The organism is Leifsonia sp. NPDC080035, assembly GCF_040050925.1.
Taxonomy (GTDB): Bacteria; Actinomycetota; Actinomycetes; order Actinomycetales; family Microbacteriaceae; genus Leifsonia.
In genome coordinates, this window is sequence record NZ_CP157390.1 from 96,214 (window position 1) to 118,841 (window position 22,628).

The following is a 22,628-nucleotide window of genomic DNA, read 5'->3' on the forward strand; positions in this document are numbered from 1 at the left end:
CGGGTTTGTTCGAGGCTCGGCTCCGCCTCCAGGACTCGAACCTAGACCTCACAGCTCCAAAGGCTGTCGTGCTGCCATTACACCAAGGCGGACCGCGCAACGCGCACGGACCAGTCTGCCAGACCGGTACCCGACCGCGGGGCGCCCCGCTCGGGTCGTCCAACGGTGAGACCCCGCGGAAATCCCGGCGGAGCGGCGACATCATGTCACCACTCGACGAGCCGGCGAGCGAACGTGCGCGTCCGTCCGAAACCCCCCGGCCGAATAGCATGGGGGGATGGTGGACGCGCGTGATGGCAGCCCGCGGCCCGGCGCCGCCCGGGACGAGGTGGACCGCATCGTTGGCGCGTGGCTGCGCGAGCGGCCCGACCTCGACTTCTCCCCGCTGCAGGTGCTCTCGCGGGTGGACCGGCTCTCCCGTCACCTCGACCGTGCCCGCCGCAGCGCGTTCGATCGCTCCGACCTCGACTCCTGGGAGTTCGACGTGCTCTCCGCGCTCCGCCGCGCCGGCTCGCCGTACCAGCTGAGCCCGAAGGCGCTCCTCCAGCAGACGCTCGTCTCCTCCGGCACCATGACGAACCGGATCGACCGCCTGGTCGCGCGTGGCCTGGTCGAGCGCCGCACCGACCCGAACGACGGCCGCGGCATCCTCGTCCAGATGACGGCGCAGGGCCTCGCCCGCGTCGACGCCGCGATCACGCGCCTGGTGGATGCGGAGGCCGACCTGCTCGGCGGCCTCTCGGCCGTGGAGCAGGAGCGCCTCGCCGGCCTGCTGCGCAAGCTGAGCCTCGGCTTCGACGCGGGCGCCTGAGGCGGCCCGCACAGCGTCCGCCTCGCGCACTCCCAGCAGACCGTTATCCCCCTCTCATAAACTCGCAGTCGATGAAACTCTCCCGACTGAAACGACTGCCCTCTCGGGTCAAGCGCGCCGCCCGGTTCGAGATCCACGCGCACTGGCGCCGGCAGCCGATCGTCCTCGGGTCCGTGTTCTACGAGTCCTTCTCCGGCAACGGGATGCTCGACAACCCCGAGGCGCTCTTCCGCGAGCTGCTCGCCGCGCCCGATCTCTCCCACCTGACGCACATCTGGGCGCTCTCCGACCTGCACACCTACCGCGCCGCCGTCGAGGAGTTCGCCGACGACCCGCGCGTCAGCTTCGTGCGCTACGGCTCCGCCGCCTACTACCGCGCGCTCGCCACGAGCCAGTACCTGGTCAACAACGCCACGTTCCCGTTCGACTTCTCCAAGCGCCCCGGCCAGGTGTACCTGAACACCTGGCACGGGACGCCGCTCAAGCGGATGGGCTACGACATCGAGGACGGCGCCCTCGCCACGGCGAACATCGTCCGCAACTTCGTGCAGGCCGACTACCTGCTCGCGGCGAACCCGTTCATGTCCGAGCAGATGTACCAGACCGGCTACAAGCTGACCGGCATCTACCGCGGAACGCTCGTCGAGGAGGGCTACCCGCGCATCGACAGGCAGTTCCTCGACGAGGCCGGCCGCGCCGAGGTCCGTGCGCGCCTCACCGACGCGGGCATCCCCCTCGGCGACCGCAAGATCGTGCTCTACGCCCCCACCTGGAAGGGACAGACGTTCGGGCGCCCGGAGGACGACCTGGATGCGCTCCTCGCGCACATCGCGCAGGTGGAGGAGCGCATCGACACCAGCCGCTACGCGGTGCTGCTGAAGACCCACCAGACCGTGCACGCGATGGCCGCCGACCGGCCGGAGCTGAAGCGGATGCTGGTCCCCAACGAGATCCCGACCAACCTCGTGCTCGGCGCGACCGACATCCTCGTCTCGGACTACTCGAGCATCTTCTTCGACTTCCTGCAGACCGGGCGCCCCATCCTGTTCTTCACGCCGGACCTCGCCGACTACGCCGGCACCCGCGGCCTCTACTTCGAGCCGGAGGAGTGGCCGGGGCCGGTGTTCGCCTCCGCCCGCGAGCTGGGCGAGGCCATCGCCGGCGTCGCCGCGGACGGCGACGCCGTTCCGCCGGAGGCGCGCGAGCGCTACGACACGATGCGGGCACGGTTCACCCCGTACGAGGACGGCCGGGCGTCCTCCCGCATCGCGGACATCGTCTTCCGGGGCAAGCGCGACGGCTACCGGCTGCGCACCGACCTCGCCGAGGACGGCCGCGAGAAGATCCTGCTGTACCTCGGCGGGATGCGCCCGAACGGCATCACGACCTCCGCGCTGAACCTGCTCAACAACATCGACCACGAGCGCTACGACGTCTCCGCGTTCTTCGCGCAGAGCCGGTCGAACGCGTCGATCGCCAAGCAGCGGCAGATCAATCCGGCCGTGCGCCAGTTCCCCCGTGTCGGCGGGATGAACGGCGCCAAGCTGCGCCACCTCGCCCGGCACCTGGACTTCCGCAGGGGCCGCACGGCCCGGCACGCGGACGACCCTGCCCAGAACGCGCTGTGGGACGACGAGTGGTACCGCTGCTTCGGCGACAGCCGCTTCGACTACGTGGTCGACTTCTCCGGCTACGGTCCGTTCTGGGCCATCCTGCTGCTGCACTCCCCCGACGCCCAGCGCGCGATCTGGATGCACAACGACCTGGCCGCGGACGCCCACCGCGAGGTGAACGGCGAGAAGAAGATGCTGCACAGCCTCACGCAGCTGTTCACGCTGTACGCCGAGTACGACCACCTCGTCTCCGTCTCCCCGACCCTGTCGGAGGTGAACCGGGCGTCGCTGGCCGAGTACGCGCCGGCGGAGAAGTTCCGCTCCGCCCTGAACACGGTGGACGCCGAGCACATCCTGGAGAACGCCAAGGGCGACCTGCACGAGTTGACCTTCGACGAAGAGACCGGCGGCATCCCGGACTGGGCGGAGCTGCTGCTCGCCCCGAAGGACGACGTGACCACCTTCGTGAACGTCGGCCGCCTGTCGCCGGAGAAGAACCAGACCCGGCTCATCCGCGCGTTCGCCGCCGTGCACGCCGAGAACCCGAAGACCCGCCTGCTGATCGTCGGCTCCGGCCCGCTCGCGGACGACCTGGAGGCGCTGGTGGTCTCGCTGGGCCTGGAGGGCTCGGTCTTCCTCACCGGGATGCAGCGGAACCCGCACGCGATCATGGCGAAGGCGGACTGCTTCGTGCTCTCCAGCGACTACGAGGGCCAGCCGATGGTCATCCTGGAGGCGCTGGTGCTCGGCCTGCCGATCGTCACCGTCGAGTTCGCGTCGGCGAAGAACGCGCTGCCCGAGGGCAGCGGCCTCGTCGTGCCGCAGACCGAGGAGGGCGTCGCGGACGGCCTCCGCGCGTTCCTCGCCGGTGAGGTGCCCGCGTCCGACTTCGACTGGCCCGCTTACAACCGCAAGGCCGTCGCCCAGTTCTACGCCGCGATCGGCGCCGTCCCCGCCCCCGCCGAGCTCCCGTAGCCGGCGCGCCCCGCCCGGGGTCGCCGAGCACAGGAAAAAGGTCGGCTTTCGGCCGGATTTCGAGCACTTTTCCTGTGCTCGGCGGCCCCCGCGTCGGGACGGCCCGCCCGGCGGGTCAGGCGCGGGCGACGATCGCGGCGAGGTCGAGGCCGGAGGGCAGCTCGCCGTAGAGGGAGCCGCGGTCAGGTCCGAGGCGCGCGGCGACGAACGCCTCCCCCACCGCGGAGGGCGCGTGCCGCAGCAGCAGCGCGGCCTGCAGCGCGACGGCGAGCGCCGCCGCCACCGGGCGCGCCGTCTCCTCCGTCGCGTCGGCCAGCCGCGACCGCAGCGCATCGTGGTGGGCGTCGAAGAGGGGATGCGCGCCGCGCGCGAGCGCCAGCTCCGCGTCGAACGCCGCCACCGTCTCCGGCTCCCGGGCGATGGCCCGCAGCGCGTCGAGCGCGATCACGTTGCCTGACCCCTCCCAGATCGCCATCACCGGCTGCTCGCGGTAGCGCCGGGCCAGCGGGAACGCCTCGGTGTAGCCGTTGCCGCCCAGGCACTCCAGCGCCTCGTACGCGTGCCCGGGCCCGCGCTTGCAGACCCAGTACTTGGTGACCGCCGTCGCCAGCCGGCGGAAGGCGGCATCGGAGTCGGACGCGTCGTCGTCGTGCGCCCGCGCCAGCCGCAGCGCCACGGCGGTCGCGGCCTCCGACTCCAGCGCGAGGTCGGCGAGCACGGCGGTCATGGCGGGCTGGTCGACCAGCCGGCGTCCGAACGCAGCGCGATGCCTGGCGTGCCAGACGGCCTCCGCGACGGCCTGACGCATCCCGGCCGCGCTGCCCAGGATGCAGTCGAGCCGGGTGCGGTTGACCATCTCCAGGATGGTGCGCACCCCGCGCCCCTCCTCGCCGAGCAGGTAGCCGACCGTCCCGTCGAACTCCACCTCGCTGGAGGCGTTCGACCGGTTGCCGAGCTTGTCCTTCAGCCGCTGGATGAGGAACGTGTTGCGCGCGCCGTCGTCCAGCACCCGCGGGACGACGAAGCAGCTCAGGCCCCCTGCGGTCTGCGCGAGCACGAGGAACGCGTCCGACATCGGCGCCGAGCAGAACCACTTGTGGCCGGTGAGCAGCCAGCGCCCGGCGCCGTCGGCGAGGGCGCGCGTCGTGTTGGCGCGCACGTCCGAGCCGCCCTGCTTCTCCGTCATCGCCATCCCGAACAGTGCGGACGCCTTGCCCGCGGCGAGGGACGGATCATAGGAGCGGCTGAGCAGCCGGGGCACCCACTCGTCCGCCAGGCCCGGCGTCGCCGTGAGCGCGGCAACGGCCGCGTGCGACATCGACACGGGGCAGGCGTGCCCCGGCTCCACCTGTGCGAACAGCATGAACGTCGCCGCTCTGGCGACGTTCGCGCCCGGGCGCGGCTCCGCCCACGCCGACGTGTGCGCGCCGGCCGCGACCGCCGCGCCGAGGATGCGGTGGTAGCTCTCGTCGTACTCGACGTCGTCGATGCGCTCGCCCCAGCGGTCGAAGGCACGTAGCCGCGGCTCGCGGACGTTGGCCCGCTCCGCGTCCGCCTGGAACGCCGCGGACCCGACGAGCCGCCCGGTCGCCCCCAGGCCGCTCAGCGCCCAGTCCGCGTCGTAGCGCTCGACCGCCTCGCGCAGCGGCGTGTTCGCAGCGAATTCGTCGAGATCGACGCGCGGGGGCGCCTGGTTCACGACCGTGTGAGTGCCCATGACCGCAGAGTCTAATCTGGTGCCGATGCGCATCCCGGAGACCCTGTCGAGCGACCGCCTGCTGCTGCGCCCGTGGCGGTTGGAGGACGCCGCCTTCGCGTTCGACCTCTACTCGCGCTGGGAGGTCGCGCGCTTCCTCGGGCGCACGCCCGCGGTGATGACCGACCCGGCGGACGCCCGCCGCCTGGTCGCCCGGCTGACCGCCCTCGAGGACGACCTGCGCTGCTTCCGCGTCGCCGAGCTCGCCGCGTCGGGCGAGCCGGTGGGGACGGTCATGCTGCAGCCCATCCCCGCGTCCGGTCCGAGCGAGCCGTTGCGGCCGTCGGGCGACACCGAGATCGGCTGGCACTTCCACCCCGGCCACTGGGGGCACGGCTACGCGAGCGAGGCGGCGGGCCTGCTCCTGGACACCGCGCTGGCCGACGGCCTCCCGCGCGTCGTCGCCGTGACCTACCCCGGGAACACCGCATCGCAGCGCGTGTGCGAGCGGATCGGGATGCGGCACCTCGGCCAGAGCGACGCCTACTACAACGTGCGCATGGAGCTGTTCGCGCGGGAGGCGTGACGCCCCGTCCCGTACCCTGGAGGCATATGGCACACCTCCTCGGGGCCGAAGCCCTGCACCTGGAATTCCCGACCCGGATCGTCTTCGACTCCGTCTCCCTCGGCGTTGACGACGGCGACCGCATCGGCATCGTCGGCCGCAACGGCGACGGCAAGTCGAGTCTGCTCGGGATGCTGGCCGGCCGCCTCTCCCCCGACTCCGGGCGGGTGACCGTGCGCGGAGGCGTCCGGATCGGCGTGCTCGACCAGGGCGACACCCTGGCGGACGACGAGACCGTCGGCCACGCGGTCGTCGGCGACGTCGCCGAGCACGAGTGGGCGGGCGACCCGCGCGTGCGGGACGTGATCGCCGGCCTGGTCGGCGACCTCGACTGGGAGGCGGAGCTCGGCACGCTCTCCGGCGGCCAGCGCCGCCGCGTCGCGCTCGCCCGGCTGCTGGCCGGGGACTGGGACGTCCTCGCCCTCGACGAGCCGACGAACCACCTGGACGTGGAGGCCATCGCCTGGCTGGCGGAGCACCTGAAGCGGCGCTGGTCCGCGGGCACCGGCGGGCTCCTGGTGGTCACCCACGACCGCTGGTTCCTGGACGAGGTCTGCACCGCCACCTGGGAGGTGCACGACCGCGTCGTCGAGCCGTTCGAGGGCGGCTATGCGGCGTACATCCTGCAGCGCGTCGAGCGCGACCGGCAGGCCGCGGCCATCGAGGCCCGGCGGCAGAACCTCGCGCGCAAGGAGCTCGCCTGGCTGCGCCGCGGTGCGCCGGCGCGCACCTCGAAGCCGAAGTTCCGCATCGAGGCGGCGAACACCCTCATCGCCGACGTGCCCGAGATCCGGGACGGCGTCTCGCTGCGCTCGCTCGCCGTCTCGCGCCTCGGCAAGGACGTGGTCGACCTGCTCGACGCCTCCGTCGTCTACGGCGAGCGCGAGGTGCTGCACGAGATCGAGTGGCGGATCGCCCCCGGCGAGCGCACCGGCATCCTCGGCGTCAACGGCGCGGGCAAGTCCACGCTGCTCGGGATGATCGCCGGCACCGTCGAGCCGACCTCCGGCCGCGTCAAGCGCGGAAAGACGGTGCGGGTCGCCACGCTCACGCAGCGCATGGACGAGCTGGAGGAGCACCTCGAGGACCCGGTCCGCGTCGTCATCTCGCGGCTGAACACCAGCTACACCATCGGCTCCGGATCCAAGGCCCAGGAGCTCACCCCTGGCCAGCTGCTGGAGCGGATGGGGTTCGCAAGCGCCCAGCTGTCGACGCCGGTCAAGGACCTCTCGGGCGGCCAGCGCCGCCGCCTGCAGCTGCTGCTCATCCTGCTCGACCAGCCGAACGTGCTCATTCTGGACGAGCCGACCAACGACCTCGACACCGACATGCTCGCCGCGATCGAGGACCTCCTCGACTCGTGGGCGGGGACGCTGATCGTCGTCTCGCACGACCGCTACTTCATCGAGCGCGTCACCGACCAGCAGTACGCGATCCTCGACCGCAGGCTTCGGCACCTCCCTGGCGGCGTGGACGAGTACCTGCGCCTGCGTCAGGACCAGCGCCGCCGCGCGGCCGAGCGCCCGGCGCCGGGCGGCGCCGCGGCTCCTGCTCCCGGTGCGGAGGGCCTCTCGGGCGCCGAGCTCCGCGCCGCGCAGAAGGAGGTCGCGGCGATCGAGCGCCGGCTCGCCAAGCTCACCGAGCAGATCGACGCCCGCCGCACGGCGCTGGCCGACCACGACCAGTCCGACTACGTCGGCCTCGGCGAGAAGATGGCCGGCATCCGCGAACTGGAGCAGGAGACGGAGGAACTCGAGGAGCGCTGGCTGGACCTCAGCGAGCGGCTCTGAGGACCGCGCCCCCAGGACGGGGGAAGTCGCCCGGTATGCCCGGTGTGGGATGATTTCTCGAATCGGTCCGCGCACCCGACCGGCGCGGGCGGGATGGGGTGGGCACGTGCCGGACGAGGCATCGCTCAGGCCGCTCTTCGGGCGCGACCGGGCCAGGGAGACCATCCTCCTCGTCGCGCACCGCGCGCTCGAGACCGGGGGCGCGGTTCTCGTCACCGGGGAGGCGGGGCTCGGCAAGACCGCCCTGCTCGCCGACGTCGCCCAGCGGCTCGACGGCTGGACCGTGCTGCGCGCCCACGCCGACTCGTTCGAGTCCGACCTCGCCTACGCGACGGTCGAGACCCTCATCCGCGGACTCGCCGGGGCCGGTGGGCCGGCCATCCGGCAACCGGCGCCGGGGGACGACGCGCTGACCGTCGGGCGGCTGCTGCTCGACTCCATCGACGCCATCGCCGGGCCGGTCTGCCTGATCATCGACGACGCGCAGTGGGTGGACGAGCCGTCCGCCCGGGCGCTGCGGTTCGTGGTGCGGCGCCTCTCCGACCGCGGCTTCCTGTTCACCGCGGCCACCAGGCCGCAGCAGAACGGCGTCGTCGCGCTGTTCGACGACATCGCCTCCGGCACCCTCAACCACGCGCGCATCGACCTGACACCGCTCACCGTCTCCGACACGCAGGACCTCGCCCTGCACGTGCTCGGCCACGCGATCTCGCGGCGCACCGCCTCTCGGCTCACCGAGGCGACGCAGGGCTCCCCGCTGCTGCTGAGCGTGCTGCTCGGTCAGCTGCGGGACAGCTTCGCGCAGGCGCTGCATCCCGCGGGCTGGGACCTGCCCGACACGGCCATCCGACCGCTCGCCTCGGCGATCTCGGCCGCGCTGGAGGGGGCGGACCCGTCGGTGCGGACCGCGGCGGAGCTGATCGCGGTGCTCCGCGACCCGCTGCCGCTGCCGCTCGCCGGGACGATCGCGGACGGTCTCGGCATGACCATCGACGCCCCGGGCGCCGCCGCGCGCGGGCTGGTGCTCGCCCGCCCGCGCGACGGCGTGCTGTGGGTCGAGCCGGCGCACGCCCTGCTCGCCGACGCGCTCGCCGGTGAGCTGACGGTGGAGCGGCGTGTCGAGATCCACCGCGTCGCCGCATCCGTGCTGACCGGCCACCGTGCGCTGCGGCACCGGGTGGAGGCCGCGGACCGGACCGACCCCACGCTCGTCGACGAGCTGCTGGCGGCGGCCCTCGCCGCGGCGGATCAGGGACGGGCGGAGCAGGCCATGAGCTACGCGCGCTCCGCCGTGCACCTGGCGGCCGACGGCGAGCAGGAGCGCGCGCTGCTGGAGCTCGGCCTGATCGCGATGCGGTTCCGTCAGCACGAGCGCGTGCTCGACCTGCGGCCCGCGATCGAGGAGCTGCCGCCGTCGCGGACGAGGGATGCAGTGCTGCTGGAGCTGCGGACGCTGTCCAGGGACGTCCCCGGCGCGCTCGCGCTGGCGCTCGCTCTCGAGGCCGCTCCCGCCGTCACCCCGGACGAGCGCGCCATCCGCACCCACGTCGCGGAGGCGCTGCCGAAGGTGCTCATGGCGATGGGCGACTTCGCCGGGGTGCTCGACCACCTGGACCTCGCCCGCGCCCACATCGCCGAGTGCCCGCGGCCGCAGGAGGTGTCCGACCCGGCGCTCCGCTGGTTCGCGGAGCCGGAGGAGCACCTGGTGCGCCTGCTCGGCTGGGCGCTGAACTCGGCCGCGCACTCGCGGCGCCCCGACCTGTTCGAACCGCTGACCAGGGAACTGGACGAGCTGCTGGCCGGCTACGAATCGCCCGCGGCGGTGGACGCCTTCGTCTCCCGGTCCCGGGTGTCCGTGCTGGGCGGGGACATCGAGCGGGCGCGGGCCGACCTCGCGCGCGCCAACGAGCTGGTGCGGCGCTTCCCGTCGAGCTGGACCGCCGGGTTCGCGCGCACGATCTACGCGCACATCCTGTTCCTCGTCGGCGAGTGGGACGAGTCGGTCACCCTGGCCGACACCGCGGTCGCCCTCGCTCTCGACGAGACGGACCTGTCCTGCTGGCCGATCGCCCTGTGGACCTCCACGCTGGTCCGCGCCGGGCGCGGCGAGGCGGACGCGGTGGCGAGTCGTCTCGCCTCGGCCGCCAAGTCGGACCCGCGGATCACGGGATCGTACGACGGCGACCTGCCGTTCATCGCGCGCGCGGAGCTCGCCCGGTCGCTCGGCCGTCCCGAGGAGCAGCTCGCCGCGACGGACGACGCGGAGGCGGCCGCGAATCGCGGCTCGACCCTCGGCTGGCTCACCTACCGGGTCGACGCGCTCGCGGCGCTCGGGCGCGCGGAGGAGGCCCGCGCGGCCTACGACCGGTGCGCGGCGCCCGGGATGTGGCGTCCGTACTACGGATCGCTGCGCTGGCTTGAGGGCCGCGCCCTGGAGGCGGAGGGCCGGATCCCCGAGGCCGCCGACGCATACCGCGACGCCGCGGACGACGCCCGCTTCCCCTTCCCGCAGGCGGTGGCGGCGCTCGACGCCGGCCGCCTCCTCGCCGCGATCGACGCCGTCGCCGCGGACGGGCTGCTCGAACGCGCCGCCGAGGTGTTCCGCCGGCTCGGCGCCGGTCCCTACCTCGCCAGGACCGCGCACGCGCTCGACGCCGTGCGCGCCGCGGGACGCCGGGCCGCCGACGAGGACGGGGCGACCGGCGACGACCCGCTCGCCTCCCTCACGACGCGCGAACGGCAGGTCGCGTACGCGCTCGCGGCGGGCATGACCAACAAGGAGATCGCCGAGCGCCTCTACGTGTCGGTGACAACGGTGAACTTCCACGTCCGGAACATCCTCGCAAAGCTGGGGCTGCGATCCCGACGCGATCTGCGGGCGCTCGGTCTCTCGCGCAGGAGACCCGTCAAGAGTTGACGGTTTTCCCGTCCCCCACTTGGAGGGCACGGACCGCCGCCGCTAGCGTTGTCAGCACCTGGGATGCCCGACCCGCTCCCGCGGATACGTTTCCATCGACGAATCGTCTCAACCCGACGCGGGTGCGGGGTCGGGCATCCTCGGGCAGACCGGAGGGCCGAGGGCCCTGCGTCAGTCGTTGAGGATGCGGGCTCCGTGCACCGGGCCCGTCGCCCGCACCGCCTTCACACGGGCGGCGCTCAGCGCGATCTGCAGGTCGAGGGCGTTGTCGAGGTCGGCCGTCAGGAACGCGACCGTCGGCCCGGACCCCGACACCATCCCCGCCAGGGCGCCGTTCAGCTCGCCGAGCTCCAGCACGCCGGCGATGTCCGGAGCCAGGTGGATGGCCGGGGCCTGCAGGTCGTTGGTGAGTGCGTCCGCGAGCATGGCCGGGTCCCCCGCACGCAGCGCCTGCAGCACCTCCGCGTCGACGCTCGGGGAGAGCTGGGCGGGCCGGATGTCGTCGGCGTGCCGTTCGCGGTGCCGGTCCAGCTCCGAGTAGACCTCGGGCGTGCTCAGCCGGCTCTCCGGGAGCGCGAGCACCCAGTGGAACTGCCCGGTCGCCAGCGCCGGGCTCAGCCGGTCGCCGCGTCCCGTGCCGATGGCGGTGCCGCCGACCAGCGCGAACGGAACGTCCGCGCCGAGCTTCGTCGCGAGCGAGAGCAGCTCCTCGCGGCCGACGTCCGTCCCCCAGAGCGCGTCGCAGGCGACCAGGGTCGCTGCCGCGTCTGCGGAGCCTCCGCCCATGCCGCCCGCGATGGGGACGTGCTTGTCGATGTGCAGGCGGACTCCCCCGGTGTACCCGGTGCGCTTCGCCAGCAGCTTCGCCGCCTTGATGGCGAGGTTGCTGCCGTCGACGGGGAGGTCGGAGGTGTCGATGCTGCCGCCGAAGCTCAGCGAGAAGTCGTCGGCGGGCGCGGCGCGGACATCCTCGTACAGGGACACGGCCTGGTAGGCGGTCGCGACGTCGTGGTAGCCGTCATCGCGCACGGCGCCGACCCGCATGAAGACGTTGATCTTGCCCGGTGCGCGCACATGCACGCTGTCCACATCCCAGCCGGCCCCTGCCTCCACCATGCCTCAAACCTACACACCGCTTGAGGCCCGCGACCGACGTGCCGCACGCGGCGCGCGGGAGCGGCGCGGCGGCGGGCGCGGCAGGCGTCAGGGACGCGTCTGCGCGAGCCGCGCGAAGTCCGCGAGCGCGAGCTGCTCGCCGCGCGCGGAGGGCGGCAGGCCGGCCGCGGTCAACGCCTCCTCGGCGGCCGCCGGGTCGCCGAAGACGGGTGCGAGCGCCTGGCGCAGCGTCTTGCGGCGCTGCTGGAACGCGGCATCGACGAGCTGGAACGTCCGCAGCCTCAGCGTCTCGTCCCCCGGCGGCGTCTCGTGCCGCTCGAACCCGACGAGGATGGAGTCGACGTTCGGCACCGGCCAGAAGATCTGACGGCTCACGGCGCCGGCCGTGCGCCAGGTGCCGTACCAGGCCGCCTTGACGCTGGGGGCTCCGTAGACCTTGGAGCCGGGGCCGGCGGCGACGCGCTGGCCCACCTCCGCCTGCACCATCACGACCCCGGAGCGGAGCGTCGGGAACGTCTCCAGGAAGTGCAGCAGCACCGGCACGGAGACGTTGTACGGCAGGTTCGCGACCAGCCGGTCCGGCTGCTCGGGCAGCTCGGTCACGGCGAGCGCGTCCCGGTGCACGACGGTGAGCCGCTCCGCGGCCTGCGGGGCGAGCTGCGCGACCGTGACGGGGAGCTGCGCGGCGAGCCTGCCGTCGATCTCCACCGCGACCACGCGGGCGCCCGTCTCCAGCAGGCCGAGGGTCAGCGAGCCGAGACCGGGCCCGACCTCGACGACGACATCCCCCGCCTCCACCTCGCCGACGCGGACGATGCGCCGGACGGTGTTGGCGTCGATGACGAAGTTCTGGCCGAGCTTCTTGGTGGGGGTGACGTCGAGCAGCTCGGCGAGATCGCGGATCTCCGCCGGCCCGAGCAGTCTCAGCTCGCTCACGCGATCGTGCCGATCGGCTGCGTCGGCGGCGGTCCGACGGGTTCGCTGTCCCAGCGTCCGTACACGAGCTCGGTGTTCGAGTTGACCTGCGCGGCGAGGGTGGAGGCGTCCGTGCCGATCGTCTCCGCCATCGCGCGCAGCGTGAGCGGCACGAGATAGGGGGCGTTCGGCCGGCCGCGGTACGGCGTCGGGGTGAGGAACGGCGCGTCCGTCTCCACCATGATCAGGTGCCGCGGTGCCACCCGCAGCGCCTCGCGGAGGTTCGGCGCGTTCTTGAAGGTGATGTTGCCGGCGAACGACATGTACCAGCCGTTCTCCGCGCAGATGTTCGCAAGCTCCACGTCACCGGAGAAGCAGTGGAACACCGTGCGCTCCGGGGCGCCGACGCGCTTCAGCGTCGCCACGACGGCAGCGTGCGCGTCGCGGTCGTGGATCTGCAGGGCGATGCCGTTCTGCTTCGCGATCTCGATGTGCGCCTCGAAGGAGGCGAACTGGGCGTCACGCCGCGGCCCCTCCTCGGTGCGGAAGAAGTCGAGGCCGGTCTCGCCGACCGCGCGCACCCGAGGACGGCCGGCGAGCTCCGCGATCACCGCGAGGGCGTCGTCGAGCTCGCCGCGCTCGGCGTAGTCGGGGGCGTCGTTGGGATGCAGCGCGACGGCGGCGAGCATCCGGGGCTCGATCGCTGCGGTCTCGGCCGACCAGCGCGACGTCTCGACGTCGTTGCCGACCTGCACGACACCGCGGACGCCGACGCTGGACGCGCGGTCCAGGTGCTCCCGGTAGTCGAGCGGCTGCTCGCCGTCCGCGATCTCGAGGTGCGTGTGGTTGTCGTAGACGGGGACGGTCAGCGCCTCCGGCAGCGGCGGGTACGCGAGGTCACGGCCGTCCGTGACATGCCGCTGCCGGATGAACGCCGGGTCGGTCATGCGCCGGGCACCGCGTCCGCGTCGATCCGGGGGAACAGAGCCTCGAGGCCGTTCACCTCGGTGCCGGCCGGGAGCTGTCCCCACTCGCCCGCGGACCTCAGCCGCTGCTCGGCCAGGGTGCCGAGCTCGCCGGAGGCGCCGAGCGCGGTCCACAGCTTCGCTGTCGCCTGCGGGATCACCGGCGAGAGCAGCACGGCGAGCGCGCGCAGACCCTCGGCCGCGGTGTACAGCACGGTGCCGAGCCGCTCGCGCTGCGCGTCGTCCTTCGCCAGGACCCACGGCTCCTGGATCGTGATGTAGCCGTTCAGCTCGTCCACGATCGTCCACACCGCGGTGAGGGCGTCGTGGATCGCGAGCCGGCCGATCGCCGCGTCGGCGTCGGCGGTCGCGGTCTGCACCACGCGCTGCACCTCCAGGTCGGCCTCCTGGTACGCGCCCGCCGGAGGCACGACGCCCTCGAAGTAGCGGGTGACCATCGCGATCACACGGGAGGCGAGGTTGCCGAAGCCGTTGGCGAGCTCCGCCTGGTAGCGGGCGGAGAGGTCCTCCCAGCTGAACGAACCGTCCTGGCCGAAGTTGATGGCGCGCATGAAGTAGTAGCGGAACGCGTCGGAGCCGAAGGTGTCGGTGATCTGCGTCGGCGCGATGCCGGTCAGCTTGGACTTGGACATCTTCTCGCCGCCGACCAGCAGCCAGCCGTGGCCGAAGACGCGGTGCGGCACCTCGAGACCTGCGGCCATCAGCATCGCCGGCCAGATGACCGCGTGGAAGCGCAGGATGTCCTTGCCGACGAGGTGCGTCGCGGGCCAGCGCCGCCCGAACGTCTCCTCGTCCTGGCCGTAGCCGACGGCGGTGACGTAGTTGAGCAGCGCGTCGAACCACACGTAGACGACGTGGGACTCGTCCCACGGCACCTTGATGCCCCAGTCGAAGCTCGACCGCGAGATGGACAGGTCCGACAGACCCTGGCGGACGAAGCTGACCACCTCGTTGCGCGCCGACTCCGGCTGGACGAACTCGGGACGCTCCTCGTAGAGGGCGAGCAGGCGGTCGGCGAAGTCGCTCATCCGGAAGAAGTAGTTCTTCTCCTGCAGCAGCTCCAGCGGCTTGGAGTGGATGGCGCAGACCTTCTGGCCCTCGTACTCCCCCGTCCCGTCGACGATCTCGCTCTGCGGCTTGAACTCCTCGCAGCCCACGCAGTACAGCGCCTCGTACTCGCCTGCGTAGATGTAGCCGTCGTCGTACAGCTTCTGCAGGAACTTCTGGACGTTCGTCTCGTGACGCTCGTCGGTGGTGCGGATGAAGTCGTCGTTGGCGATGTCGATCGTCTTCAGCAGCGGCAGCCACTCGTTCGTCACCAGCCGGTCGGCCCACTCCTTCGGGGTGGTGCCGTTGGCGGTGGCGGTGCGCAGGATCTTCTGCCCGTGCTCGTCGGTGCCCGTCAGCAGCCAGGTGTCGTCGCCGGCCTGGCGGTGCCAGCGGGCGAGGACGTCGGCGGCGACCTCCGTGTAGGCGTGCCCGATGTGCGGGACGTCGTTCACGTAGAAGATCGGCGTTGTGATGTAGAACGAGGAGCCGTCGGACATGCTGACTATCCTACGGGCGCGCGGAGGCAGGTCCGGGAGTGTTACCGAGGCTGGTGCTCCCCGCAGGCAGGGTGGGTCAGCGGCGGGAGGCGAGGGCGGCCTGGTAAAGATCGCGCTTGCCGAGGCCCGTCGCCTCGGCGACCTCGGCGGCGGCGTCCTTCAGGCGCATCCCGTCGGCGACGAGGGCCAGCACCTGCGCGAGCGCGGCCTCAGGGTCGGCGTCCCGCGCGGGCGCGCCGGCCACGACCACCACGATCTCGCCGCGCACGCCGGGAGCGGCCCACTCGGCGAGCTCGGCGAGCGTGCCGCGGCGGACCTCCTCGAACAGCTTGGTCAGCTCGCGGCAGACCACCGCCCGCCGGTCGGCGCCGAACACGGCGGCGAGGTCGGCGAGGGAGTCGGCAAGCCGGTTCGGCGAGTCGAAGAACACCATCGTGCGCGGCTCGGCGGCGAGGGCGCGCAGGGCGGCCGTTCGCTCACCCTGCTTGCGCGGCAGGAAGCCCTCGAACGTGAACCGGTCGGTCGGCAGGCCCGACACGGCGAGCGCCGAGAGCACGGCGGACGGCCCGGGGATGATGGTCACACCGACACCGGCGGCCGCCGCCGCCTCGACCAGCGGGAAGCCCGGGTCGGAGACGGTCGGCATCCCGGCGTCGGAGAGCACCACCAGGTCCGTGTCGCGCGCGAGCTCCACCAGCTCACCCGCCCGCTCGCGCTCGTTGTGCTCGTGAAGCGGGATCAGCCGCGGCCGGTTCTCGATGCCGAGCCCCGCGAGAAGGCGCTGCGCGACGCGGGTGTCCTCCGCGGCGACCACCGTGGCGGCCGACAGCACCTCCACCAGCCGGGCGGACGCGTCACCGAGATTGCCGATGGGCGTCGCGGCGAGGATGATCATGGCTTCAGTCTGTCAGGATGTTCCGGTGACCAGTCACATCGACGCCAGCGAGGCCACCGCGACCCATGAGGCCGTCGCGCACCGGGCTCCCGAGCGCACCGGCAGCCGGCTCGACCAGTGGTGGGCACGCGTGCTCGGCACCCCGCAGCGGCTGCGCCTCTGGTACTGGGGAGCGCCGGTCGCGGTCACCCTGCTCGCGGCGGTGCTGCGGCTGTGGAATCTCGGCTACCCGCACGTGCTCGTCTTCGACGAGACCTTCTACGTGAAGGACGCCTGGTCGCTCTTCCACCTGGGCTACGAGGGCGGCTGGCCCGACAAGGCGGACCAGCTGTTCGCGTCCGGTGACACCGATGTGTTCGAGAAGGACCCGTCGTTCGTCGCCCATCCCCCGCTCGGCAAGTGGATCATCGCGCTCGGGATGGCCGCCACCGGCGCGGGCAACTCGTTCGGCTGGCGCGTGTCGACCGCCGTGGTCGGCATCCTCGCGGTGCTGGTGGTGTTCCTGATCGCGCGGAAGCTGTTCCGCTCCACCCTCATCGCCGCCATCGCGGGCTTCCTGATGGCGGTGGACGGTCACGCGATCGTGATGAGCAGGGTCGCCCTGCTCGACAATTCGGTGATGTTCCTCGCGCTGCTGGCCTTCGGCTGCATCCTGCTGGACAGGGAGTGGCACGCGAGCAGGCTCGCCGCTCGCGTCGCCGCCGAGCGCGACATCGGCCGCGACCCGGCTTGGGGGCCGGTGCTCTGGTGGCGGCCCTGGCTGATCGCGGCGGGCATCCTGACCGGCCTGTGCGCGGGGGTCAAGTGGAGCGGCTTCTACTTCCTCGCGTTCTTCGCCGTCTACACCGTGGTGGTGGACATCGTCGCCCGGCGCCGCGCGAAGCTGCCGTTCTTCATCAGCGGCGGGCTGCTCAAGCAGGCGCCCGCGACGTTCGTGCTCATGGTGCCGATCGCGTTCGTGAGCTACATCGCCACCTGGACCGGATGGATCGCGACGGGGAACGGCTACTACCGGCACTGGGCGGAGTCGGTGCACATGCAGTGGTCCGGCGCGCTCTCCTGGGTGCCGCTGTGGATCCAGAACCTCTGGCACTACCAGACGGAGATGTACGGCTACAGCATCAACCTGCACGTCGCGCACCCCTATCAGTCGAACCCGCTGACGTGGCTGCTAATGATCCGGCCGGTGAGCATGTTCTACGTCGGGAACGCGGACGGCCAGGGCGGCTGCATGTCGGCCGGCGGCTGCTCCGCCGCGATCACGTCCATCGGCAACCCGCTGATCTGGTGGGGCGCCGCCGCGGCGATCCTGTACCTCGTGTACCGGCTCATCCGCTTCCGCGAGTGGCAGGTCGGCCTGATCCTGACCGGACTCGCGGCCGGCTACGTGCCGTGGCTGCTCTACATGGGGCGCACGATCTTCCAATTCTACTCGATCGCGTTCGAGCCCTACCTGATCCTGGCGCTGACGGCGGCGATCGCCGTCGTGCTCGGCAGGCGGACAGACCCGGAACGGCGCAGACGGACCGGCATCGCCTGGACGACGGTGTTCCTCGTCGCCGTCGCCGCGGTGAGCGCGTTCTTCTTCCCCATCTGGACCGGGCAGCAGGTGCCCTTCTGGTTCTGGCAGATCCACATGTGGCTGCCGAGCTGGGTGTGATTGTCACAGCCCAGGTGTAGACCGTGGGTATGGATGCGGAAGAGCCCCTGAACCTGGTCCCCCTGCCCGGCAGCGAGCGGCCGGAGCGCTCCGGTTACATCGCGCACGGCGCACTGGATGCGGAGGCGCCCGTCCAGGCGACGCTGGTGCTCCGGCGCAGGTCCCCGCTGCCGGAGGACGCATTCGCCTCGTCGCAGTCCCGCCCGCTCACCCGGGATGAACTGGCCGAACGTTACGGCGCCTCCCCCGACGACGTCGCGCTGGTGACGCGGACGCTGGCCCCGCTCGGGGTCACGATCGAGGAGGAGAACGCCGCGGAACGACGGGTCCGCGTCTCCGGCCCCGCGCGCGTCATGGCGCGCGTCTTCGGCACCGACCTCGCCGCCGCGAAGCGAGAGGACGCCGACGACACCGCGCCCAGCTACCGGCAGCGCAGCGGCGGCCTCAGCATCCCCGCGGCCCTCGACGGCGTCGTGACGGCCGTGCTCGGCCTGGACGACCGCCCGCAGGCGCGCGCGCAGTTCCGCATCGCGATGCCCGCGGCGGTGAACACGAGCTACACGCCGCCGCAGCTCGGAAAGGTCTACGCGTTCCCGGACGGCACGGACGGCAGCGGCCAGACCATCGCGATCATCGAGCTGGGCGGCGGCTACGAGCAGGCCGATCTCGACACGTACTTCGCCGGCCTCGGCATCACGCCGCCGTCCGTGATCGCCGTCGGCGTCGACGGCGGCGACAACAACCCCGGCCAGGACCCGAACGGCGCCGACGGCGAGGTGATGCTCGACATCGAGGTCGCCGGGGCACTCGCCCCCGGCGCCGACATCCTCGTCTATTTCGCGCCCAACACCGACGCCGGGTTCCTGGATGCGGTGAGCACGGCCGCGCACGCCGACCCGACCCCCGCGGCGATCAGCATCAGCTGGGGCCAGTCCGAGGACCAGTGGACCGCGCAGGCGCGCACCGCGTTCGACCAGGCGCTGCAGGACGCCGCCGCCCTCGGCGTGACGACGACCGTGGCGGCGGGCGACGACGGCAGCAGCGACCGCGTCGGAGACGGCAAGGCGCACGTCGACTTCCCGGCGTCGTCCCCGCACGCGCTCGCCTGCGGCGGGACCCGGCTGGACGCGGACGGGACCACAGGAACCGTGCGCTCGGAGACCGTGTGGAACAACGGGACCGGCAGCGGCGCGACCGGCGGAGGCGTCAGCGCGGTCTTCCCGCTGCCCTCCTGGCAGGCGAACGTCGGCGTCCCTTCCGGCGCCGGCGGCACGGACGCGGGAGGCGGCGCCAACGGACCTGGCGGGCGCGGGGTGCCCGACGTTTCCGCCGTCGCCGACCCGCAGACCGGGTACCGGATCCGCGTCGACGGCAAGGACATCGTGATCGGCGGAACGAGCGCGGTCGCTCCCCTCTGGGCCGCGCTGATCGCCCGCCTCGTGCAGTCCTCCGGCACACGGCTCGGGCTGCTCCAGCCGAAGCTGTACGACTCCATCCGTGCGGGCCAGGTCGCCGCCGGGTTCCGCGACATCACGAGCGGGGACAACGGGGCGTACACCGCCGGGAGCGGATGGGACGCGTGCACCGGCCTCGGGGTCCCGGAAGGGTCCACCCTCACCGGCGTGGTCTGACGCGGCGGTCGACGCGGCCAGAATGGACGGGTGAGTCCGTCCGCCTCCCCCGCCGTCCGCACCGGGATCCCCTGGCTTCCCGGGGTCGCCGTGGCGGCGGTCGCGGCAGCGGTCGCCTGGGGCGTCCACTGGCTCGTCCCGGCCGTGCCACTGCTGACCGCCGCGGTCGTCCTCGGGATCGTGGTCGGCCAGCTGCCGGCGGCCCGGGCCGCGGTCACCGGCGTGCTCGCGCCCGGCCTCTCGCTCAGCGCCAAGCGGCTGATGCGGATCGGCGTCGTGCTGCTCGGGCTGAAGCTGAGCCTCGGCGACATCGCCTCGCTCGGCTGGGTCACCATCCTCACCACGATCGGGATCGTCGTGCTCGGCTTCGCGGGCACCTTCGCGATCGGGCGGCTGTTCCGGCTGCCCGGACACCAGCCGCTTCTGATCGCCACCGGGTTCTCCATCTGCGGGGCCTCGGCGATCGGCGCGATGAGCGGCGTGGTGAAGCCGAAGGACGAGGAGGCGGCGACACCGGTCGCGCTCGTCACGCTGTGCGGGACGCTCGCGATCTTCGTGCTGCCGCTGCTGTGGCATCCACTGGGCCTCACCCCGTTGCAGTTCGGGCACTGGGTGGGCGGCGGCGTCCACGATGTCGGGCAGGTGGTCGCAACCGCCCAGATCGCCGGCTCCGGCGCGCTCGCGGTCGCCCTCGTGGTGAAGCTGACCCGCGTGCTGATGCTCGCGCCCACGGTCGCGATCGCGGCCGTGGGCGAGCGCCGGCGCCACGTGGCGGGCGACCCGAGCGTCAAGCGTCCGCCGATCGTCCCGCTGTTCGTCGCCGGGTTCATCGCCGCCGTGCTGATCCGCTCGTTCATCCCGCTCCCGGCCGTGGTGACGGACGGGGCGGACGCCCTGCAGACGGCGCTGCTGGCGGTGGCGCTGTTCGGGCTGGGAACGGCCGTGCGGCTTCGCTCGCTGGTCGGCACCGGCTGGCGCGCCCTGGCCACCGGCCTGCTCTCCTGGGCGCTGATCGCGGCGCTCGCACTCGTCGCGGTCCGGCTGTCGGCCTGACGCCGCGGTGGGGCGCCATGCGGATCAGTGCACGAGCTTGAGCCCGACGACGCAGCCGACCAGACCGAGGATGAGCAGCAGCTTCACGACGGAGAAGCCGTCGCCGCCGAAGAACATGGCGTAGAGCACGGTCAGCGCGGCCCCGATCCCGACCCAGACCGCGTAGGCGGTGCCGGTCGAGATCTCGCGCATGGCGTAGGCGAGGCCCGCCATCGATGCCAGCAGCCCGACGACGAAGACGACGCTCGGCCACAGCCGGGTGAACCCGGCCGACTTCCCGAGGGCGGTCGCCCAGACGGCTTCGAGCACGCCGGAGAGGATGAGGACGATCCAGGACACGGTCACGACTCCTTGGCCAGTCTTGTCGCTCACCGGGTACTGAACCGTCGTCCGGGACCGCCGGAACGGCGATCTAGCACAAGTGTATCAAAACATCGTTGCGGAGTGTTACGCGCGCCGCCCGGACGGCCGGAGCCCGGGCGCACCGCTCCGGTAGCGTTGCCGCATGGCAGATCGCGAATATGGCTTCCGCACGCGTGCGATCCACGCGGGCAACATCCCCGACCCCGTCACCGGCGCGCGCGCCCTGCCGATCTACCAGACCAGCGCGTTCGTGTTCGACGACACGGCGGATGCGGCGGCGCGGTTCGCCCTGCAGAAGTACGGCAACATCTACTCCCGCCTCGCGAACCCGACGGTCGCCTCGTTCGAGGAGCGCATCGCCAGCCTCGAGGGGGGCCTCGGCGCCGTCGCCACCGCGAGCGGTCTGAGCGCGCAGTACATCACCTTCGCCTCGCTCGCCGGGGCGGGCGACCACATCGTCGCCTCCGCGAACCTCTACGGCGGCTCGATCACGCAGCTCGACGTGACGCTGCGCCGGTTCGGGGTCGAGACGACGTTCGTCCAGAGCGCCGACCCGGCCGACTACGCTGCCGCGATCACCGACAAGACCAAGCTACTGTTCGCCGAGACCATCGCGAACCCGTCCGGCGAGATCGCCGACATCGAAGGGCTCGCCGAGGTCGCGCACGCGGCAGGAATCCCGCTCATCATCGACTCCACCATCGCGACGCCGTACCTCAACCGGCCGATCGAGTGGGGGGCGGACGTCGTCATCCACTCGGCCACCAAGTTCCTGGGCGGCCACGGCTCGACCCTCGGCGGCGTGGTCGTCGAGAGCGGACGCTTCGACTGGCACACCGAGAAGTTCCCGCTGTTCGGCCAGCCGGTGCCCTCCTACGGCGGCCTGCAGTGGTCGGGCAACTTCGGCGAGTACGCGTTCCTCACGCGGCTGCGGGCCGAGCAGCTGCGCGACATCGGCCCGGTGCTCGCCCCGCACTCCGCCTTCCTGCTCGCCCAGGGTGTCGAGACGCTGCCGTACCGCATCCAGGCGCACGTGGACAACGCCCGCGCCGTCGCCCAGTGGCTGGACGCCGACCCGCGCATCGAGAAGGTCTTCTGGGCCGGGCTGCCGGAGCACCCGCACCACGACCGCGCGCAGAAGTATCTGCCGAAGGGCGCGGGCAGTGTGTTCAGCTTCGTCGTGAAGGGCGGACGCGCGGTCGGCCAGAGGTTCATCGAGTCGGTGAACCTGGCCAGCCACCTGGCGAACATCGGCGACGCGAAGACGCTCGTCATCCATCCCGCATCCACCACGCACGCGCAGCTCACCGAGCAGCAGCTGCTCGACGCGGGCGTGCTGCCCGGCGTCGTGCGCATCAGCGTCGGCATCGAGGATGTGGACGACATCATCTACGATCTCGACCAGGCACTGACCGAGGCCGTGAAGGAGGCGTGACGATGACCGACACCACCGAGGTCCAGCTGGTCAACGGGCTGAGCTGCTCGCTGCCCGCCGACTCGCCGCTCGCCAAGCTGCTGAAGTCGCAGCGCACCTGGGTCGGCCCTGACGCGAAGGAGCGGCTGCGCATCCTGCGTGGTGCGAAGTCGGTCGCCATCGTCGGCGCATCGCCGAACCCCGCCCGCTCCAGTTACTTCGTCGGCACCTACCTGCAGCAGTCGAGCGACTTCCGGGTGTACTTCGTGAACCCGAACGCCGACACGATCCTCGGCGAGAAGGCCTACCCCGACCTGGCGTCGCTGCCCGAGGTCCCGGACATCGTGGACGTGTTCCGCAAGCCGTCGGACATCCCGGCCGTCATCGACGAGGCCATCGCGGTCGGCGCGCCGACGGTGTGGGTGCAGCTCGGCATCTGGAACCAGGAGGCCGCGGAGTACGGCGAGTCGAAGGGCCTGACCGTCGTCATGGACCGCTGCATCAAGATCGAGCACGCCCGGTTCCACGGCGGCCTGCACCTGCTCGGCTTCGACACCGGTCAGATCACCGCCCGCAAGACCATCCGCTGACGCGGCGCCCCGGCGGCCGAGACGGGCCGGC

17 protein-coding genes, 1 tRNA gene and 1 riboswitch are annotated in these 22,628 nt (G+C 72.2%); of the genes, 10 read left to right on the forward strand and 8 right to left on the reverse strand.

Going from position 1 to position 22,628, the window contains the following annotated elements:
• Positions 1-20 precede the first annotated feature (20 nt).
• Positions 21-92, reverse strand: a tRNA-Gln gene (locus AAME72_RS00515).
• A gap of 185 nt (positions 93-277) precedes the next feature.
• Here AAME72_RS00515 and AAME72_RS00520 point away from each other — a divergent pair.
• The gene (locus AAME72_RS00520) at positions 278-811 is read left to right on the forward strand and encodes a MarR family transcriptional regulator (RefSeq protein WP_348788307.1); all 534 of its coding nucleotides are present in this window, start codon (positions 278-280) and stop codon (positions 809-811) included.
• A gap of 71 nt (positions 812-882) precedes the next feature.
• Entirely contained in the window at positions 883-3,399 is a 2,517-nt protein-coding gene (locus AAME72_RS00525; protein WP_348788308.1) for a glycosyltransferase, read from the forward strand.
• 115 nt (positions 3,400-3,514) lie between these two features.
• On the opposite strand, the gene AAME72_RS00530 is transcribed toward AAME72_RS00525, so the two are convergent.
• Complete coding sequence (locus AAME72_RS00530; RefSeq protein ID WP_348788309.1) at positions 3,515-5,116, reverse strand: acyl-CoA dehydrogenase family protein; 1,602 nt, start codon at positions 5,114-5,116, stop codon at positions 3,515-3,517.
• Here AAME72_RS00530 and AAME72_RS00535 point away from each other — a divergent pair.
• The 3 genes from AAME72_RS00535 (at position 5,115) to AAME72_RS00545 (ending at position 10,427) form a co-directional block, all read left to right on the forward strand.
• Positions 5,115-5,681, forward strand: coding sequence for a GNAT family N-acetyltransferase (locus tag AAME72_RS00535; protein ID WP_348788310.1), 567 nt, complete (start codon positions 5,115-5,117; stop codon positions 5,679-5,681). The genes AAME72_RS00530 and AAME72_RS00535 overlap by 2 nt on opposite strands.
• Positions 5,682-5,707: 26 nt before the next feature.
• On the forward strand, positions 5,708-7,510 hold the full coding sequence (locus AAME72_RS00540) for an ABC-F family ATP-binding cassette domain-containing protein (protein WP_348788311.1): 1,803 nt from the start codon (positions 5,708-5,710) through the stop codon (positions 7,508-7,510).
• A 106-nt stretch (positions 7,511-7,616) separates the two neighbouring features.
• Positions 7,617-10,427: a LuxR C-terminal-related transcriptional regulator gene (locus AAME72_RS00545; RefSeq protein ID WP_348788312.1), complete on the forward strand. Its 2,811-nt coding sequence runs from the start codon at positions 7,617-7,619 to the stop codon at positions 10,425-10,427.
• A gap of 171 nt (positions 10,428-10,598) precedes the next feature.
• Here the strand turns inward: AAME72_RS00545 and AAME72_RS00550 are convergent, their stop codons facing one another.
• The 5 genes from AAME72_RS00550 to rsmI all read right to left on the reverse strand — a co-directional run bounded on the left by AAME72_RS00550 (position 10,599) and on the right by rsmI (position 15,886).
• On the reverse strand, positions 10,599-11,543 hold the full coding sequence (locus AAME72_RS00550; protein WP_348788313.1) for a 4-(cytidine 5'-diphospho)-2-C-methyl-D-erythritol kinase: 945 nt from the start codon (positions 11,541-11,543) through the stop codon (positions 10,599-10,601).
• Between the two features lie 87 nt (positions 11,544-11,630).
• Positions 11,631-12,479: a 16S rRNA (adenine(1518)-N(6)/adenine(1519)-N(6))-dimethyltransferase RsmA gene (gene rsmA, locus AAME72_RS00555; protein WP_348788314.1), complete on the reverse strand. Its 849-nt coding sequence runs from the start codon at positions 12,477-12,479 to the stop codon at positions 11,631-11,633.
• Positions 12,476-13,405 carry a TatD family hydrolase gene (locus AAME72_RS00560; protein WP_348788315.1) on the reverse strand — a complete coding sequence of 310 codons (930 nt, stop codon included), beginning with the start codon at positions 13,403-13,405 and terminating at the stop codon, positions 12,476-12,478. The genes rsmA and AAME72_RS00560 overlap by 4 nt, the downstream gene beginning before the upstream one ends.
• Positions 13,402-14,991, reverse strand: a complete 1,590-nt coding sequence (gene metG / locus AAME72_RS00565; RefSeq protein WP_348788316.1) for a methionine--tRNA ligase — start codon at positions 14,989-14,991, stop codon at positions 13,402-13,404. The genes AAME72_RS00560 and metG overlap by 4 nt, the downstream gene beginning before the upstream one ends.
• Positions 14,992-15,067: 76 nt before the next feature.
• Positions 15,068-15,886: a 16S rRNA (cytidine(1402)-2'-O)-methyltransferase gene (rsmI, locus tag AAME72_RS00570; protein ID WP_348788317.1), complete on the reverse strand. Its 819-nt coding sequence runs from the start codon at positions 15,884-15,886 to the stop codon at positions 15,068-15,070.
• 25 nt (positions 15,887-15,911) lie between these two features.
• On the opposite strand from rsmI, the gene AAME72_RS00575 reads away from it, so the two are divergent.
• From AAME72_RS00575 to AAME72_RS00585, 3 genes are read left to right on the forward strand one after another with little or no spacing between them, the layout of a single operon-like run.
• Positions 15,912-17,546, forward strand: a complete 1,635-nt coding sequence (locus tag AAME72_RS00575; RefSeq protein WP_348788318.1) for a phospholipid carrier-dependent glycosyltransferase — start codon at positions 15,912-15,914, stop codon at positions 17,544-17,546.
• A gap of 29 nt (positions 17,547-17,575) precedes the next feature.
• Positions 17,576-19,177, forward strand: a complete 1,602-nt coding sequence (locus AAME72_RS00580; protein ID WP_348788319.1) for a S53 family peptidase — start codon at positions 17,576-17,578, stop codon at positions 19,175-19,177.
• A gap of 30 nt (positions 19,178-19,207) precedes the next feature.
• The gene (locus AAME72_RS00585; RefSeq protein WP_348788320.1) at positions 19,208-20,230 is read left to right on the forward strand and encodes a putative sulfate exporter family transporter; all 1,023 of its coding nucleotides are present in this window, start codon (positions 19,208-19,210) and stop codon (positions 20,228-20,230) included.
• Positions 20,231-20,254: 24 nt separating this feature from the next.
• On the opposite strand, the gene AAME72_RS00590 is transcribed toward AAME72_RS00585, so the two are convergent.
• Positions 20,255-20,569 carry a multidrug efflux SMR transporter gene (locus AAME72_RS00590; RefSeq protein WP_348788321.1) on the reverse strand — a complete coding sequence of 105 codons (315 nt, stop codon included), beginning with the start codon at positions 20,567-20,569 and terminating at the stop codon, positions 20,255-20,257.
• Between the two features lie 11 nt (positions 20,570-20,580).
• A riboswitch (guanidine-III (ykkC-III) riboswitch) is annotated at positions 20,581-20,646 on the reverse strand.
• Between the two features lie 89 nt (positions 20,647-20,735).
• On the opposite strand from AAME72_RS00590, the gene AAME72_RS00595 reads away from it, so the two are divergent.
• Positions 20,736-22,028: an O-acetylhomoserine aminocarboxypropyltransferase/cysteine synthase family protein gene (locus tag AAME72_RS00595; protein ID WP_348788322.1), complete on the forward strand. Its 1,293-nt coding sequence runs from the start codon at positions 20,736-20,738 to the stop codon at positions 22,026-22,028.
• Between the two features lie 2 nt (positions 22,029-22,030).
• A complete protein-coding gene (locus AAME72_RS00600) occupies positions 22,031-22,597 on the forward strand; it encodes a CoA-binding protein (protein WP_348788323.1) in 567 nt (188 codons plus the stop codon).
• Positions 22,598-22,628 lie beyond the last annotated feature (31 nt).

Bases quoted from the DNA above. Each gene is read 5' to 3' on its own strand.
- AAME72_RS00540 (WP_348788311.1), top strand. From the start codon at position 5,708: ATGGCACACCTCCTCGGGGCCGAAGCCCTGCACCTGGAATTCCCGACC.
- AAME72_RS00530 (WP_348788309.1), bottom strand. From the start codon at position 5,116: ATGGGCACTCACACGGTCGTGAACCAGGCGCCCCCGCGCGTCGATCTC.
- AAME72_RS00580 (WP_348788319.1), top strand. From the start codon at position 17,576: ATGGATGCGGAAGAGCCCCTGAACCTGGTCCCCCTGCCCGGCAGCGAG.
- rsmI (WP_348788317.1), bottom strand. From the start codon at position 15,886: ATGATCATCCTCGCCGCGACGCCCATCGGCAATCTCGGTGACGCGTCC.
- AAME72_RS00535 (WP_348788310.1), top strand. From the start codon at position 5,115: ATGACCGCAGAGTCTAATCTGGTGCCGATGCGCATCCCGGAGACCCTG.
- AAME72_RS00520 (WP_348788307.1), top strand. From the start codon at position 278: ATGGTGGACGCGCGTGATGGCAGCCCGCGGCCCGGCGCCGCCCGGGAC.
- AAME72_RS00600 (WP_348788323.1), top strand. From the start codon at position 22,031: ATGACCGACACCACCGAGGTCCAGCTGGTCAACGGGCTGAGCTGCTCG.
- AAME72_RS00550 (WP_348788313.1), bottom strand. From the start codon at position 11,543: ATGGTGGAGGCAGGGGCCGGCTGGGATGTGGACAGCGTGCATGTGCGC.
- metG (WP_348788316.1), bottom strand. From the start codon at position 14,991: ATGTCCGACGGCTCCTCGTTCTACATCACAACGCCGATCTTCTACGTG.
- AAME72_RS00560 (WP_348788315.1), bottom strand. From the start codon at position 13,405: ATGACCGACCCGGCGTTCATCCGGCAGCGGCATGTCACGGACGGCCGT.
- AAME72_RS00525 (WP_348788308.1), top strand. From the start codon at position 883: ATGAAACTCTCCCGACTGAAACGACTGCCCTCTCGGGTCAAGCGCGCC.
- AAME72_RS00595 (WP_348788322.1), top strand. From the start codon at position 20,736: ATGGCAGATCGCGAATATGGCTTCCGCACGCGTGCGATCCACGCGGGC.